We start from the raw sequence: 17,553 nt of genomic DNA on the forward strand, positions 1-17,553 counted from the left end.
AAAAGGGGCTGTCCCAAAAGGTCATGAAAAATGACTTTTGGTGACAGCCCTTTTGTCGTTCCCGAAAGACCTGGCTGATGTCCAATGCGGCGGACGCGTTCCGCGGGCACGTCTTCTGCCGCTTTCCTTTCCATCAGCCGGCTGCTCTCAGAAAAGGTATTCCTACATCCAAAAACAACCGGAGAGAAAGGCTTTTTTTCTCTCCGGCCATGTTATTTTAGAGACTTACGAAAAAGCCACTTTTTATTGTATGCCGATCCAGTCGCTTTCGCTTTTCTTATGATCCAGCTCCGACGCCCGGTCCCTCGAGGTCGCTTCAGACTTGCTGATGATGGCAAAAAGCGCCATTAACAGCAAATCCTTCAGCGCTTGTCAGGGCGAATACGGGCATCTTCGCTTTTCTTTATTTGCAATTAACGGAAAAGGTTCGGTATAGTTAGAACATGAACGACGAGAGGGGATTCAACATGTTTGAAACGATTAACATTGCTAAAGGCGTTAATGTGCACGTCAATGAAACTACACAGTTTAAAACGATAAATTTCTCGATTAAATTCAAAGATAAACTTACCAAGGAAAAAGCATCTGCCCGTTCGATTTTGGCAAATGTATTGCAGCACAGCAATGAGGTCTATCCCTCACACACGGCGCTGCGTATGGTTCTTGACGACCTGTACGGTACATCTCTTTACATAGATTCTTCAAAGCGGGGCAATGAGCATATTGTGACGCTGAACGTTGAAACGGTGAATGATCAATACCTGTCTGAAAAAGGGGTTTTGGAAAAAGTCCTGAATTTGATGTACATCGTTTTGTTCAAGCCGAATTTTGAGCATGGCTTATTTAAGGAAGCTATTTTTAAACGTGAGAAAAATGCCATTATCCAACGCATTGAATCCGTTTTTGATGAAAAGACGCGTTATGCGCAGCAGCGTATGATGGAATTGGCATTGCCCAATCATCCGGCTTCAATCACATCGAATGGTACTATTGAGGATGTAGAAAATGTCACCAACGAACAATTGGTTGCCGAATACAAAGAAATGTTGACTGAAAATGAAATTGAAATATATGCAGTGGGTGACGTTAAACCGGAAATGATTGCGTCTCATATCCGTGAATTTTTTCACTTCAAGGATCGGGAAAAAGCGATAGCTGCACCGCCTTTGGAATTGGTTAAACCGGAACAGTCACGCGTGCTTGAATATGAAGACATGAAACAAGGGAAATTGCATATGGCATTCTTTACACCGATTACGTTCCGCGACGAAAAATTCCCCGTCATGCAATTGATGAATGGCGTCTTTGGCGGTTATGCACATTCGAAGCTGTTTGTTAATATTCGCGAAAAAGAAAGCATGGCTTACTATGTATCAAGTTCTTTCGCTTCGCAATTTGGCTTGATGTTCGTGCTGGCAGGGATTGATTCAAAGCTGGAAGAAAAAGCAGTGGCATTGATTCTGGAACAATTGGAAGAAGTCAAAAAAGGCAATATTTCTGATATTGAGCTTGAACAGACAAAGGCCTTGCTGACCAACCAATTGAAAGAGGCATTGGATTCAGCGCGTGGACAAATCGATATTTATGATCAATACATGGAATTGACGGATTCATTTGAACCGGAATTTATGATCAACAGATGGAAACACGTTACCAAAGACGACATTGCCGCTGTTGCTCAGGAACTGTCTTTGGAAATGACTTATTTCTTATCAGGCAAGGAGGATGAAAAAGATGCATAAAGTCGAATTTGAACAATTGGAAGAAACGCTTTTCCACGAGAAGTTGGATAATGGGCTGGACGTTTATATTCTGCCAAAAAAAGGATTTTCAAAGACTTTTGCGACTTTTACTACTAAATACGGTTCGATCGACAACCATTTTGTCCCTCAAGGTGGAATGGAACCGATTAAAGTGCCGGACGGCATCGCTCATTTCCTTGAGCATAAAATGTTCGAAAAAGAAGAAGGGGACGTTTTCCAGGAGTTCAGCAAACAGGGTGCTTCAGCAAACGCCTTTACTTCATTTACCCGGACCGCTTATCTGTTTTCGGCTACGGGCGAAATCGATAAAAACGTCAAAACACTTTTGGATTTTGTCCAAAGCCCTTATTTTACGGAAAAGACCGTAGAAAAGGAAAAAGGCATCATTGCGCAAGAAATTACGATGTACGATGACCAGCCTGATTGGCGCCTGTATTTTGGCATCATCGAAAACCTTTATAAAAACCATCCGGTGAAAATTGATATTGCGGGTACTGTGGAATCCATCCAGGACATCACGGCTGAACATTTATACACGTGCTACAACACGTTCTATCATCCGTCCAATATGTTGTTGTTCGTCGTCGGAAATGTCGATCCGGATCAGATGATGAAATTGGTGAAAGAAGATCAAGCGCAGAAAACATTTGAAGCGCCAACAGAAATCAAACGCATTTATCCGGAAGAACCGAAAGAAGTGGCAATCAAGGAACGCGTACTGGAAATGAGCGTTCAGAAGCCGAAAGTCTTTTACGGCATCAAACCGGAAAAGTTGGATTTGATTGGCCCTGATATGCTCAAGCATGAATTGGCAGCTCAATTGGCTTATGAATTGCTGTTCGGTCGGACATCGGATTTTTATCATCATGCTTACGAAAACGATTGGATCGATGAATCTTATTCTTTTGATTATTCATTAGAGCATGGTTTCGGATATGCTTTGATCGGTTCTGATACCCACAAACCCGAAGTGCTGATAAAGGAAATCAAACATACGCTTCAAAATGCAATTGAAAAATGGCCTTTTGGACAGGAAGACCTTGACCGTGTTCGCCGCAAGAAAATCGGTTTTTTCCTGAGAGCGTTGAATTCGCCTGAATATATCGCGAACCAGTTTACTCATTATGCGTTCAATGAAATGAACTTATTCGATGTTGTGCCCGTTCTGGAGAGCCTGGAAGTGGTTGACCTTCAAAATGCTTTTGCTTTAGTCAGCCATGAATCCCAGCAATCGATCTTCACTATTATGCCGACTGCGAAAGAAGCAGAGTGAAACGGTTTGCCGTCTTATTAGGAGCTTCTGGAGAAATCGGTGAAAGCATCGCTCATCAATTGGCAAAGAGCGGATGGTCGCTGTACTTGCATTGGAATTCGAATCCAGCAAGTGGGCTTGCGGCCCGGTTAACGGAACAGTATCCTGCACAGGAGTTTGTTCCGATACAGGCTGACTTTGCTGATGAAGCAGGAGCCGGGCAGTTGGCTGGAAATGTTTATGATGCAAGCTGCGTTATTGTGGCGAGTGGGCATTCCTTACAGAAAATGCTCATTGATACAACAGAACAGGACATGGAGTCACTTTGGCGTGTGCATGTGAAAAATCCGATTTCGGCGATCCGTTCGATTTCACCTTTTTTTCATCGTTACAATAAATCTTATGTTGTCTTTATCTCTTCAATCTGGGGTGAGACCGGTGCCTCTATGGAAACGGTGTATTCAGCTGTGAAAGGTGCCCAACTGGCATTTGTTAAAGCCTATGCCAAAGAAATGGCGCCGTCTGGAACACGTGTCAATGCAGTGGCACCAGGGTTCATCATGACGAAAATGAATGATTCCTTTTCTGCAGAAGAATTGCAGGAAATCGAGGACGATATCCCATTGGGGTTGGGGTCCCCTCAGGATATAGCGGATGCCGTCGAATTTCTGGTCGGCGGAACAGCGGATTATATGACTGGGCAAACCCTCCGAATTAATGGCGGATGGCTGATATAATCGCATTTCCTGTAACTATATGCCCCTTTCCCCATAGCAGTAAATCCGCTATCATATTAACTAGAGATTCCTGTAGAGAAAGGTCTGGTATTGCATGAAAGAATGGTATTTTGAATACGAAATTCAAGTGAACCGTCCTGGTCTGCTTGGCGATATCGCTTCTCTTCTGGGAATGCTGCGCGTCAATATCGTAACCATCAATGGTGTCGACCAAGGCCGGCGTGGAATGCTGCTGCGTGCTGAGCATGATGTTCAGCTGGAGCGCTTTGAACAGATACTGTCGACCATCGAAACTATCAAAGTGACGAAATTCCGCGAACCGAAGCTGCGTGACATCCTGGCAGTGCGCCATGGGCGTTATATCCAGCGTGACGCGGATGATCGGAAAACCTTCCGCTTTGTGCGTGATGAATTGGGTCTGCTGGTTGATTTTATGGCTGAAATCTTCAAGCAGGAAGGCCATAAGTTGGTGGGGTTAAGAGGGATGCCACGAGTCGGAAAAACCGAGTCGATTGTCGCAGCCAGTGTCAGCGCCAATAAAAAATGGATATTTTTATCTTCCACAATGATCAAGCAAACCGTCCGCAATCAATTGATGGGCGACGAACACAACGCCAATAATATATTTATCTTGGATGGCATTGTCACTCGCCGTTCATCCGATGAACGCCATATGCAATTGGTGCGTGAAATGATGCGTATGCCCACCATTAAAGTAGTGGAGCATCCGGATAAGTTTGTTGAGCAATCAGATTACAGCATTGAAGATTTTGATTATATTATCGAATTGCGCCATCATCCAGAAGAAAAAATCACCTATGAAGTGTTGGAAAAAAACACTTTTATGAACGAAAAATCACAAGGCGATATGTTTGGTGACGGATTCAACTTCTAAGTAGGCAGGTGATTGTATTGAGTGAATTGGGTACGCGGCTTAAAGAGGCCAGAATCGCCAAAGGGTATAGTTTGGAAGACCTGCAGGATTTGACCAAAATACAAAAACGTTATTTGGCTGGTATAGAAGACGGCAACCATAGTATGATGCCTGGCGCTTTCTATATACGTGCGTTTATCAGGCAATATGCTGCAGCTGTTGGGCTGAACGGGGAAGAATTGCTCGAGCAGCATAAATTGGAAATGCCGGCCGATCAACCTGCTGCTCAACCACAAATGCCAAATACCTTTTCTTCCAGAAGCCGCTCAGTCACAAGGACAGCGCCCAATGAAGCATATGCCGAATTTATCCCTAAAGTGTTAGTGGCGCTGTTTATAGTCCTGATCCTTGCGGTTGCCTGGTATTTTTACAGCGCATCAACAAACAGGGATTCTACGGGTACGCCTGTGGAGGAGGGCAACGGTGTTCCTTATGAGACTCCGGCTCCTGCTGTGCCGGAGGAGACGGAAGAACCTATTGAGGAAGAGCCCGCCGACGAGCCTGCTGCAGAACCTGAAGAGCCGGAAGCAGTATTGACTGTTGAAGGAACGCAAGGGGAAACAACGACTTACTCGTGGCAGGGGCCCGCTGAACGTGAGTTGGAAATAACGGCAAGCGGCCCGTCGTGGATTGCAGTTACTGATGAAAATCAGCAGGAATTGACTTCTGAAGCCCGTGTCATGCAAGCTGAGGAAACAGAAAAAATCGATTTATCAGAAGTGGAAAGCGTTCGTTTGCGTATTGGCGATTATTCAAATATTACCTTGACGCTCAATGGTGAACCGATTGAGTATTCCCAAAACATTCAACCCCAAAATATCGTTATTCAATTTATGAACGCCGAATAGCCATCTTGGATGGCTATTTTTCTTGACAGTTTGAAAGGAGAAACAATATGAACATACCAAATCAGATCACCATTTCGAGGATTTTATTGATTCCAGTATTTATGGTGGTCATGCTAGCAGGTTTCGACTGGGGAAACATAACGCTTTTCGGAGCTGAAATGCCCGTCACTCATTTTGTAGGAGGACTTATTTTTATCTTTGCTTCATTGACGGATTGGGTGGACGGCTATTATGCCCGTAAATATAACCTCGTCACGACTTTCGGGAAGTTTTTGGATCCGTTGGCCGACAAACTATTGGTTTCAGCTGCATTGATCATTCTTGTAGAACTGGGCTTTGCCGCATCATGGATTGTCATCATCATCATCAGCCGTGAATTTGCAGTGACGGGCCTCCGATTGGTGCTTGCTGGAGAAGGCGAAGTGGTCGCTGCTGGCAGCCTGGGGAAAATCAAGACAACCGCGCAAATCTTGGCGATTGCGGCCTTGTTGCTGCATAATACTATTTTCACATTGGTTGGCTTGCCGTTCGGTGAAATTATGCTCTATATTGCTTTGATCTTCACGGTGTGGTCGGGCTGGGATTATTTCTATGCCAACCGCCGCGCATTGATGGCTTCAAAATAACTCAAAAAAATTGTAGGCAGTGGAGTTGTTTTTCTTCACTGGCTTTAACTGCAGGATAAACGCATGCAAAGGGGATTGAACAGATGAACGCTGAAATTATTGCGGTAGGTTCAGAATTATTATTAGGCCAGATCACCAATACAAATGCCCGTTTCCTGTCTAATCATTTAGCGGAACTGGGCATCAATGTTTATTATCATACCGTGGTGGGAGACAACTCAGACCGTTTGGAAGATGCAATTAAAATTGCAGAAAGCCGCGCTGATTTGATCTTGTTCACTGGAGGGCTGGGACCGACTAAAGATGATTTGACGAAAGAGTCGATCGCCCGACACTTGGACACGACGCTCGAAATGAACCAGGAAGCATTGGACTCCATCGTTGCTTTTTTTCAGCGAGCAGGCAGACCCATGACCGAGAACAATAAAAAGCAGGCGCTGGTATTGAAAGATAGCGATGTGCTCGTCAACCATAACGGAATGGCGCCGGGCATGATGTACGAAAAAGACGGACGCGTCTATATTCTGCTACCCGGACCACCAAAAGAAATGGAGCCCATGTTCCAGTTCGAAGCAAAACCGAAGCTGGCCAGACTGCTGAATAAGGCGGATGTCATTTTGTCGCATGTTCTGCGTTTTTATGGCATTGGCGAAGCTGAACTTGAAGACCGGCTGCAGCACATTTTAGATAAACAGTCGAATCCGACCATTGCGCCTTTGGCTGCAGATGGGGAAGTGACTCTTCGCATTACGGCCAAAACCAATACGGTTGAAGAAGCATGGCAATTGATCAATAGCACCAAGAACGAAATATTGGATTTGGTGGGTGACTATCTCTACGGCTATGACGACGATTCGCTGGCTTCAAAGACGGTGGAACTTTTGAAAGGGCAGGGAAGAACGATTTCCGCCGCTGAAAGTTTAACCGCGGGTCTTTTTCAGTCTGAATTAGCATCGGTCGCAGGAGCAAGCGCTGTGCTTGCAGGCGGTGTCATCACTTATAATGAGGAAATGAAAATACAACAGCTTGGCCTGTCTTCTGAGCTTCTTGCTGAACACGGTGTGGTCAGTGAACAGACAGCGCTAGCGATGGCTGAAGCTGTGCGCAGCAAATTTAAGACTGATATCAGCGTTTCACTGACAGGCGCAGCAGGTCCCGATGCCCATGGCGATCAGCCGGCAGGTACGGTTTGGATCGGCATCGCTACAGAAAAGGGTTCGCAGTCTTTCCGGCTCCAGTTATCTGGCATGCGGAATACAAACCGCTTGCGGGCTGTTAAACTGGCGCTGCATTATGTGATTCGAACGTTAACCAATGAAGATGCACGCAAAATTTAATTTTGCGTGTTTTTTTCTGCCCATAAATGGGAATTGCACTTTATAAGGCGTTTAAATTTCGCTTTTAAATAAATAAAGCGAATAAACGTTCGCTTTTTTCTTGTGTATTTCTCAATAAGCTAGTATACTAGAAACAGGTAGAAAATTAGGTTTTCATTTAGAGGAGGATTTCTTTTGAGCGATCGTAAAGCAGCGTTAGACATGGCGTTAAAACAAATAGAAAAGCAATTCGGTAAAGGTTCTGTCATGAAATTGGGGGAAAAAACCGACCGTAATATCTCATCAGTTTCCAGTGGATCTTTGGCATTGGATACAGCGTTGGGAATAGGCGGATATCCGCGCGGACGTGTGATTGAGATATATGGTCCTGAAAGTTCAGGTAAAACGACTGTCTCGCTTCATGCGATTGCAGAAGTGCAGGCAACCGGCGGAACAGCAGCATTTATCGATGCGGAACACGCATTGGATCCGGTTTACGCAAAAAACCTTGGCGTTAATATCGATGAATTGCTATTGTCTCAGCCGGATACTGGCGAGCAGGCATTGGAAATCGCAGAAGCGCTTGTCCGTAGTGGAGCAGTTGATATCGTAGTTGTCGACTCGGTAGCAGCATTGGTGCCAAAAGCGGAAATCGAAGGCGAGATGGGCGATTCTCATATGGGATTGCAAGCGCGTTTAATGTCTCAAGCTCTACGCAAACTTTCTGGCGTCATCAACAAATCGAACACGATTGTGATTTTCATCAACCAAATCCGTGAAAAAATCGGCGTTATGTTCGGTAACCCGGAAACGACTCCTGGTGGCCGTGCGTTGAAATTCTATTCTTCCGTACGCTTGGAAGTGCGCCGTGCAGAAGCCTTGAAATCAGGTACTGAAATCATCGGTAACAGAACGAAGATCAAGATTGTGAAAAACAAGGTTGCACCACCATTCCGTACAGCTGAAGTTGATATCATGTACGGAAAAGGGATTTCTCGTGAAGGTGAAATCGTTGATATCGGTTCAGAATTGGAGATTATCCAGAAGAGCGGTTCATGGTATTCATACAACGACGAACGCATTGGCCAAGGCCGTGAAAATGTTAAACAGTTCTTGTTGAATAACCCTGAAGTCCGCAATGAAATTTCTGGGAAAATCCGTGAGTCTTACGGTATGGCGGCAGCATCCTACACAATTGCCGGCAATAAAGAAGACCCAGAAGATTTCAACCTTTTACTGGATGAAGACGACGAATAAAATCACTTGAATAAGCAGGGAAAAGCCGCCAAGCACATGCTAAGCGGCTTTTCTGCGATTTCAGGAATGAATTATTAGGTTCGATTTGTATAAGAACCAGGAAAGCGTTTGTCTGATGTCTATCAGAATTCCACAGACTCTGAATCAGGTAACTGGTGATACAGGAAGTCTCATACTTAGGCTACTTCCCTTATATGATCGCTTGCGCTTTTCTCTAGTCCAGCTCCAGCGATCAGCCCCTCGGGGTCATAAGTCCCTCTGTCCATGCGGCTGAAGAGACGCCGCACAGCCAAAGTGCCTTATGCCTGTCAGGGCCAGACGATCGCTTGCGCTTTTCTCTAGTCCAGCTCCAGCGATCAGCCCCTCGGGGTCATAAGTCCCTCTGTCCATGCGGCTGAAGAGACGCCGCACAGCCAAAGTGCCTTATGCCTGTCAGGGCTAGACGATCGCTTGCGCTTTTCTTGGTTGACACGACATAAGTCCATCTATACAATTAAAATTGTATAATTTACTAATTCTTAAATAGTTGCAGTTGAAAAAATTTTTACTTATTCATCTTTTAAACTGAAAAAAATCAATAGCAAGAGGAGGTGTCCGAATGGGTATTAACGAGTTCATCTTCGCTTTGCTTGGTATCATCGTCGGTGTGGTTGTTGGATATTTTGCATTGAAAAAAGCTAACGATTCCAATATTGCAGGCGCTAAAAACTCTGCGGAGCAAATAGTCGAAGATGCAAAACGAGAAGCTGAAGCGCTGAAAAAAGAAGCCTTATTGGAAGCGAAAGACGAAAATCATAAATTGCGTACTGAAACAGAATCTGAAATTCGGGAACGCCGATCTGAGTTACAAAGACAAGAGAATCGGTTGTTGCAGAGAGAAGAAAATTTAGATCGCAAGGATGATGCTTTAAACAAAAGAGAAGCGAGTCTGGAACGCAAAGACGAAGCGCTCGCAGAAAAACAACAGCATATTGAACAGATGGAAAGCAAAGCTGAGGAGTTAGTCCGACAGCAGCAGTCCGAAATGGAACGCATTTCATCTTTGACACGCGAAGAAGCGAAATCAATCATCTTGCAGGACGTTGAAAAAGAACTTTCAACTGATATTGCTGTAATGATGAAAGAATCGGAAGCCCGCGCCAAAGAAGAATCGGACAAAAAAGCGAAAAACATTTTGTCATTGGCGATGCAGCGTTTCGCAGCAGACCATGTAGCAGAAACTACCGTATCGGTAGTCAACTTGCCGAATGATGAAATGAAAGGTCGTATCATCGGGCGTGAAGGACGTAATATCCGTACGCTTGAAACCTTAACAGGAATCGATTTAATCATCGATGATACGCCGGAAGCGGTTATTCTATCAGGATTCGACCCGATCCGCCGTGAAACGGCGCGATTGGCACTTGAAAAACTTGTATCAGATGGCCGTATCCATCCTGCACGCATCGAAGAAATGGTCGAGAAGTCAAGACGCGAAGTGGATGAACAAATTCGTGAAATTGGTGAACAAACCACATTTGACGTAGGTGTACATAACCTGCATCCTGACTTGATCAAAATTCTTGGGCGCCTTCGCTACCGCACAAGTTACGGACAAAATGTACTGAAGCATTCTGTGGAAGTTGCATTCCTGTCAGGCTTGATGGCAGCAGAACTTGGAGAAGATGTTACACTTGCCAGACGTGCTGGCCTTCTGCATGATATCGGTAAAGCGATTGATCATGAAGTGGAAGGAAGCCACGTGGAAATCGGTGTGGAACTTGGAACCAAGTACAAGGAACATCCGGTTGTCATTAACAGTATTGCCTCTCACCATGGCGACACCGAAGCGACTTCAATCATTTCGGTCATCGTTGCAGCAGCAGATGCATTGTCTGCCGCTCGTCCAGGTGCACGAAGCGAAACACTGGAAAATTACATCCGCCGCTTAGAGAAGCTTGAAGAAATTTCCGAATCGTATGAAGGTGTTGAGAAATCATTCGCCATTCAAGCGGGACGCGAAATTCGCATAATGGTTCGCCCTGAACAGATCGATGACATGACGGCGCATCGTCTGGCCCGTGATATCCGGAAACGGATTGAAGAAGAGCTGGATTATCCAGGTCATATCAAAGTGACGGTCATCAGAGAAACCAGAGCAGTTGAATACGCAAAATAATAAGGGTGAGGCTTCGATGAATGTCTATTCAAAGAAGCCTTTTTCTTATGGAAAAAGGTGAGTTTGTGAAAATTTTATTTATTGGAGATATTGTAGGATCAATCGGAAGAGATGCATTGGAGTCATATTTGCCGAGATTGAAAAGAAAGTATTCGCCGGATGTCATCATCGCCAATGGCGAGAACGCCGCAGCAGGCCGCGGCATCACTAAAGCTATCTATCAGGATTTACTGTTCATGGGAGTGGACATGGTGACGATGGGCAACCATACATGGGACCAGAAAGAGATTTTTGATTTTATTGATGAAGTGGATTACTTGATCCGTCCCGCCAATTTTTCGGACGAAGCACCTGGCCGTGGCATGGCGACTGTGACGAAAAATGGCCAGACTTTGTCTGTCATCAACTTGCATGGCCGCGTCTTCCTGCCGCCGCATGAAGATCCCTTCCAAAAAGCAGACGAGCTGATAGAGGAAGCCAAAGCAATTTCTCCGTTAGTGTTTGTGGACTTCCATGCAGAAGCAACCAGTGAAAAAATCGCCATGGGCTGGCATTTAGATGGCCGTGCCTCCGTTGTAGTGGGAACCCATACGCATGTTCAGACTGCCGATGCACGTATTTTGCCAAATGGCACAGCGTATATCTCGGATGTCGGGATGACAGGTCCATATGATGAAATACTCGGCATGAATAAAGATGCCGTACTTTACCGTTTCAAAACCAATATGCCGACGCGTTTTGAAGTGCCGAAACGCGGCCGGTCAGTGGTCAGCGGATTCTTTACGGAAGTGGACGACCAATCGGGCAAGGCAAAATCATTTGAACGTGTATATATCAATGAAGATTATCCGTTCCAAGGCTAAATCTGCAGCTTCTTGACGAAACACCGACAATTCGAGCAGACGCCTTGTAGAACATGCGTGATTTTCAGTATAATAAGGTATCGAATGAAAGTTTTTATGCAATAGAAGTCAAGGCAATACTTTCAACTTGTCCATGCATTGTCTTCTTTTCATCGTGCGACTAAAACTTTCAGCGAATAATTGAAGGCATTGCTTGTATAAGGCGGAAATCTTGTCTGCCATATCCATTTACCTGTACAATCAGATTCAGTGGCAATAGTGAAGAATGCAGTATGCAACTATTCACGTCCGCACTGCATGGCGCATCAAGAATTACTAAAACTAAAACATGGTCATTGAACGGTGAACTTATGGAAGTCGTATCAGACCAAGAAGTGGGTGTCTATAAATGACGTATACAAAGCAGGAAATCATCGACAAAGCACGTGAAGTAGCAGATATGATCGCAGCAACAGAAGAAGTGGATTTCTTTAAACGCGCGGAAGCACAAATTAACGAGAACCAACAAATCCGCGAAAAAATCGCCAGCTTGAAGAGCTTGCAGAAACAAGCAGTCAACTTCCAAGCATACGGTAAAGAACGCGCATTGACTTTGATTGAAGGCAAAATCACTAAAATCGAAGAAGAAATCGACGCTGTGCCGATTGTCCAGGAATTCAAACAATCGCAAAGTGACGTCAACTCTTTATTGCAGATGGTCTCAACAGCCATCGCTAACCAAGTGACAAACAACATCATCACAGAAACAGGTGGCGACTTGTTGCGTGGCGAAACTGGATCAAAAGTCCGCAACGACACACCAGGAAGCTGCGATTAAAAGAAAAGCGGAAGCGATCGTGTAGTCCTGACAGGCATAAGGCACTTTGGCTGTGCGGCATCTCTTCTGCCGCATTGCCAGAGGGACTTATGACCCCGAGGGGCTGATCGCTGGAGCTGGACAAGAGAAAAGCGGAAACGGCCGTTCAGCTCCGACAGGCATAAGACGATTTGGCGAAGTGGCGTTTTTTCAGCCGCATAGCCAGAGGGACTTATGACCCGAGGAGCTGGCCGTTGGAGCTGGACAAAAAGAAAAGCGGAAACGATCATTTAAGGAAGGTAACCTAAGTACGCGACGTCCTGTCGCAACGGTTACCTGATCCACATCCTGTGGACCTCCGACAGGCACAAGACAGGCCAGCAGAGTGGCGCACTTTGCCACGCAGCTGAGTTGGCTTATGACCCCGAGGGGCTGATCGCTGGAGCTGGACAAAGAAAAGCGGAAACGGCTGTGTGTTGAATACCAACACTGACTTATAACTTTTTCCATCAGCATTAAACTGAAAGAGCCAAAGCTCTTTCAGTTTTTTCTTTTCCCCTTTGAATTTTGGTATAATAGAGAAACGACGAATCGATTTGAAAGAGGTTTTAAAATGGCACCGACACCAATGATGCAACAATATTTTCAAATAAAGTCCGAATACCTGGATGCGTTTTTATTTTTCCGTATGGGCGATTTCTATGAGTTGTTCTATGATGATGCCATCAACGCATCGCAGATTTTGGAAATTACGCTGACGAGCCGCGGAGGCACTGGAGATGACCGAATTCCCATGTGCGGCGTTCCCCATCATGCAGCGAAGAATTACATCGATCAATTAATACTGAAAGGCCATAAAGTGGCCATCTGTGAACAAGTGGAAGATCCGAAAACGGCCAAAGGAGTGGTCAAGCGTGAAGTGGTGCGCCTTGTTACCCCAGGTACGCATACAGAAGGGAAAAGCGTCGATTCCAAATCGAATGTATTCCTTGCAGCTGCTGACGAGTTATCGGATGGCTTCGGGCTATCGTATGTTGATATCAGTACAGGCGAAGCTACAGCTACATACATAATGGGGACGGAAAAAGCCCTTCTTCAGGAACTTCAATCGTTGAACATCCGTGAATTGGTGGTTTCCGAGCAGTTATTTGTCTTATTGACCGAAGAAGAGCAGGACCTGGTGCTGTCTATCGAAACGATGGAAGAAGCGGCTCCGTTAAGCCCTTCGCTTGTGGCTAACTGTCCGAATGACCTGCAGATGAGCTGCCACCGTCTTCTGGCGTATATTGCGCGGACTCAAAAGCAATCACTTGATCACATTCAAGCGTTTGCCTACAAAGAGAACAATCAATTATTGAGCATCGATTTCCACTCGAAGCGCAATCTGGAGTTGCTGCAGTCGATCCGTGGAGGTGAAACAAAAGGCACTTTGTTGTGGCTCTTGGATGAAACCGTTACAGCGATGGGCAGCCGAAAATTAAAGCAGTGGCTGCACCAGCCTTTAGCGAATAAACGGATGATTGAAGAACGCCAGCACATGGTGGCCGCATTGATCGATCAATATTTCGTGCGTGTAGAGCTTCAGGGGCTGTTGAAGGAAGTCTATGACTTGGAACGCCTATCCGGCCGTATCGCCTTTGGGAGCGCCAGTGGGCGCGATTTGGCGCAACTTCGGAGCTCGCTTGAGAAAGTGCCGGTGCTGATTGAAGAATTGGCCAATTCGGGAAATCCGGCATTGGTGGAGTTCAGTGAAAAACTGGATCGCTGCATCGAGGTCTGTGAATTGCTGCAGGCCATCAGTGAAAATCCACCCTTGTCTTCAAAAGAAGGCGGCGTCATCCGTGATGGCTTTAATCAGCAACTGGATGAATACCGGGATGCTTCACGCAACGGCAAAGACTGGATTGCAGAACTAGAACAGAAGGAACGTAAACTGACAGGCGTCAAATCCCTGAAAATCGGGTACAACCGCATATTCGGCTATTACATTGAAATGTCCAAAGCGAATATGCATTTGGCGGATTTGGAGCGTTATGACCGCAAACAGACGCTGGCGAACGCTGAACGCTATACAACGCCTGAACTGAAAGAAAAAGAAGCGTTGATTTTGACAGCTGAAGAAGAAAGTCTGTCACTTGAATATGATTTATTCGTAGCGATCAGGGATGAAGTCAAACAATACATTTCTCGTATTCAGCGATTGGCTTCCTCCTTGAGCGGGCTGGATGTCTTCCTGAGTTTCGCCAATGTAGCGGAAAAATATCGTTTTGTTAAACCTGATTTTAACGATGCCAATGAAATTTCCATCATCGAAGGACGGCATCCGGTTGTGGAAAAAATGCTCAACAAGCAGCATTATGTGCCGAACGATTGCGTGCTCGCAGAAGGCCAAAACATGTTGTTGATCACCGGACCGAACATGTCGGGTAAAAGTACGTATATGCGGCAAGTGGCACTGACGATTGTTTTGGCCCAGATCGGCAGTTATGTACCGGCTGAATCTGCAAATCTGCCGATCGTCGACCAAATCTTCACGCGCATCGGGGCAGCTGATGACTTGGTGTCCGGACAAAGTACATTCATGGTTGAAATGCTGGAATCGCAATATGCCATCACCCACGCGACCAAAAATAGCTTGCTGCTGTTTGATGAAATCGGCCGAGGCACCTCGACCTACGATGGCATGGCACTGGCACAATCGATGATCGAATACATCCACCGTGAAATCGGGGCTAATACGCTGTTTTCCACGCATTACCATGAGCTGACGGCGTTGGAAGGTACGCTTGATAAGCTTCACAATGTCCACGTGGCGGCAATGGAACAATCGGGCAAAGTGGTGTTTCTCCACAAAGTGAAAAAAGGCCCGGCGGATAAGAGTTACGGAATCCATGTCGCGGAGCTTGCGAACTTGCCGGAACCGATATTGGCACGCGCACGCGAGCTGCTGAAAACATTTGAACAAGATAAAAAGCAACAGCCAAAAAACATTGAACAGTTATCCTTCTTTGATGAGATGGATACCGAAAAAGATGAAATCCTTCAGACCATCACGGATGTGCAAATTGCCGCGATGACACCGCTTGAAGCGTTGCAACTCATTAACGAATTGCAGCAAAAACTGATTAATAAGGAGTGAAATCATGGGCGTCATTCGATTGATGGACGAACCTTTATCCAATAAAATAGCCGCTGGTGAAGTGGTCGAACGCCCGACTTCGGTCGTTAAGGAATTGGTGGAAAATGCCATCGATGCCGGCAGTACAGCAATTGAAGTGCTGCTGATCGAAGCCGGACTGACGTCCATCCAGATTATCGACAATGGTGTGGGGATGGATGCCGACGATGCATTGTTGTCGTTCTCCCGCCACGCTACCAGTAAAATTGCCAATGAACATGATTTGTTCCGGATCCGCACGCTTGGATTCCGCGGAGAGGCGCTGGCCAGTATCGCCTCGGTCTCCAAAGTGACTTTGCACACATCCAATGGAACAAGTGGGACGTTTGTACAAATGGAAGGCGGACGCCTGACAGAGCATCGTGCCGGTTCTTTGAGAAAAGGAACCGACATTAAAATCGATCAACTGTTCTTTAATACGCCGGCGCGCTTGAAATACATGAAGACGCTGCAAACGGAACTGGGCCATACCATCGACTTGCTGAACCGGTTTGCATTGAGTTATCCCGCCATCGCCTTCAAATTGACCCATGACGGCAGAACCATTCTGCAAACAGCCGGCAGCGGAGAAATTAAGCGTGTACTGGCAGATATCTACGGAGTGGTCATCGCCAAGAAAATGGTGCCCTTTGAGGGTCAATCGCATGATTATAAGATATCAGGTTACGCGTCACTACCCGAAATCACCCGTGCCAATAAAAACTATATTTCGTTGTTCGTCAATGGCCGTTGGGTAAAACATTACGCGATCACTAATACGGTACACCGCGCTTATCATACCTTTTTGCCGCTTGAGCGGCAGCCGATTGTGGTGATGAATATTGAAGGCGATCCTTATTTGACAGATGTCAATGTCCATCCGGCGAAACTGCAGATTCGGTTAAGCAAAGAAAAAGAATTGATGGAATTGATTCATGAAACGATCCGCCGGACGATCAGTACGGTCGTTCGTGCACCCGTCATCGATAAACCAAAACCAGTAAAGCAGGCGCCGACCAAACAACTGGATCTGTGGAAAAGTTCCTTTACAGTCCAGGAGCCGAAGCAGCCTTTGCCTGAGAGGGCCGCGGAGGACTGGAGCGAACTGCCGATTGAAAAAGAAGTGGAGCCGGTTCGCCGGCAATCCGAGGAAGCCGCACCGGTCAAGGAAGTGCTGCAGCCATTGCCGGAACGTGAAGAAGATGACAGCCCGCAATTCCCTGAGCTGGAAGTAGTGGGGCAGATCCACGGCACTTATATTGTGGCGCAAAGCAATGACGGATTTTATCTCATTGATCAACACGCGGCACAGGAGCGCATCAAATACGAATATTTTCGCGAAAAAGTGGGCGATATCGACAGCAATGAGCGCCAATCACTGCTCTTGCCGTTGACGTTCCATTACAGCCGCGATGAAGCTTTGCGGTTAAAGGATAATTTGAATGTGCTGGCAGACAGCGGGGTGTTTCTCGAGGAGTTTGGCGATACGTCATTCATTGTGCGTGAATACCCGACCTGGTTCCCGAAAGGCTTCGAACAGGAAGTCATCGAAGACTTAATTGAACAGGTCCTGACAGAACGCAAAGTCGATGTTAAAAAGTTGCGTGAAGACGCAGCCATCATGATGAGCTGCAAGCGGTCGATCAAAGCGAATCATTTTTTGCAGAAGCATGACATGGAGCGGCTGTTGGCGGATTTAAAGCAAGCGGAACAGCCGTTTACTTGTCCGCATGGACGTCCTGTAATCATTCATTTCAAAACCTATGATGTTGAAAAAATGTTCAAGCGAGTCATGAATTAGGTGTCTCAGTTTGGAGAGTTTTGGGTAAGTATAAAGAATAGGTGA

At 45.9% G+C, this 17,553-nt stretch carries 13 protein-coding genes; all 13 read left to right on the plus strand.

Annotated elements, in window-relative coordinates:
- Positions 1-467 precede the first annotated feature (467 nt).
- Positions 468-1,742, plus strand: coding sequence for an EF-P 5-aminopentanol modification-associated protein YfmF (gene yfmF, locus IRE19_RS04370; RefSeq protein WP_191714148.1), 1,275 nt, complete (start codon positions 468-470; stop codon positions 1,740-1,742).
- Positions 1,735-3,036: an EF-P 5-aminopentanol modification-associated protein YfmH gene (yfmH, locus tag IRE19_RS04375; protein WP_191714149.1), complete on the plus strand. Its 1,302-nt coding sequence runs from the start codon at positions 1,735-1,737 to the stop codon at positions 3,034-3,036. The genes yfmF and yfmH overlap by 8 nt, the downstream gene beginning before the upstream one ends.
- Positions 3,033-3,752, plus strand: a complete 720-nt coding sequence (gene ymfI, locus IRE19_RS04380) for an elongation factor P 5-aminopentanone reductase (protein WP_203339446.1) — start codon at positions 3,033-3,035, stop codon at positions 3,750-3,752. Before yfmH ends, ymfI begins: the two co-directional genes overlap by 4 nt.
- 94 nt (positions 3,753-3,846) lie before the next feature.
- Positions 3,847-4,647, plus strand: a complete 801-nt coding sequence (locus tag IRE19_RS04385) for a DUF3388 domain-containing protein (RefSeq protein WP_191714151.1) — start codon at positions 3,847-3,849, stop codon at positions 4,645-4,647.
- A gap of 8 nt (positions 4,648-4,655) precedes the next feature.
- Entirely contained in the window at positions 4,656-5,534 is an 879-nt protein-coding gene (locus IRE19_RS04390; RefSeq protein ID WP_349291248.1) for a helix-turn-helix domain-containing protein, read from the plus strand.
- A 47-nt stretch (positions 5,535-5,581) separates the two neighbouring features.
- Positions 5,582-6,160, plus strand: a complete 579-nt coding sequence (gene pgsA / locus IRE19_RS04395; RefSeq protein WP_191714153.1) for a CDP-diacylglycerol--glycerol-3-phosphate 3-phosphatidyltransferase — start codon at positions 5,582-5,584, stop codon at positions 6,158-6,160.
- An 83-nt stretch (positions 6,161-6,243) separates the two neighbouring features.
- Positions 6,244-7,497 (plus strand): competence/damage-inducible protein A, encoded by a 1,254-nt coding sequence (locus IRE19_RS04400; protein ID WP_203339448.1) that lies wholly within the window; start codon positions 6,244-6,246, stop codon positions 7,495-7,497.
- A 174-nt stretch (positions 7,498-7,671) separates the two neighbouring features.
- Positions 7,672-8,733: a recombinase RecA gene (gene recA, locus IRE19_RS04405; RefSeq protein WP_191714155.1), complete on the plus strand. Its 1,062-nt coding sequence runs from the start codon at positions 7,672-7,674 to the stop codon at positions 8,731-8,733.
- Positions 8,734-9,331: 598 nt separating this feature from the next.
- On the plus strand, positions 9,332-10,891 hold the full coding sequence (rny, locus tag IRE19_RS04410; protein WP_191714156.1) for a ribonuclease Y: 1,560 nt from the start codon (positions 9,332-9,334) through the stop codon (positions 10,889-10,891).
- 65 nt (positions 10,892-10,956) lie between these two features.
- The gene (locus tag IRE19_RS04415; RefSeq protein ID WP_191714157.1) at positions 10,957-11,754 is read left to right on the plus strand and encodes a TIGR00282 family metallophosphoesterase; all 798 of its coding nucleotides are present in this window, start codon (positions 10,957-10,959) and stop codon (positions 11,752-11,754) included.
- A gap of 388 nt (positions 11,755-12,142) precedes the next feature.
- Positions 12,143-12,571, plus strand: coding sequence for a YlbF/YmcA family competence regulator (locus IRE19_RS04420; protein WP_191714158.1), 429 nt, complete (start codon positions 12,143-12,145; stop codon positions 12,569-12,571).
- Between the two features lie 592 nt (positions 12,572-13,163).
- A complete protein-coding gene (gene mutS, locus IRE19_RS04425) occupies positions 13,164-15,689 on the plus strand; it encodes a DNA mismatch repair protein MutS (protein ID WP_203339449.1) in 2,526 nt (841 codons plus the stop codon).
- 4 nt (positions 15,690-15,693) lie between these two features.
- Positions 15,694-17,508, plus strand: a complete 1,815-nt coding sequence (mutL, locus tag IRE19_RS04430) for a DNA mismatch repair endonuclease MutL (RefSeq protein WP_203339450.1) — start codon at positions 15,694-15,696, stop codon at positions 17,506-17,508.
- The last annotated feature ends 45 nt before the right edge of the window (positions 17,509-17,553 follow it).

The sequence above is a fragment of the Planococcus beijingensis genome, assembly GCF_016820615.1.
Classification (GTDB): domain Bacteria; phylum Bacillota; class Bacilli; order Bacillales_A; family Planococcaceae; genus Planococcus; species Planococcus notacanthi.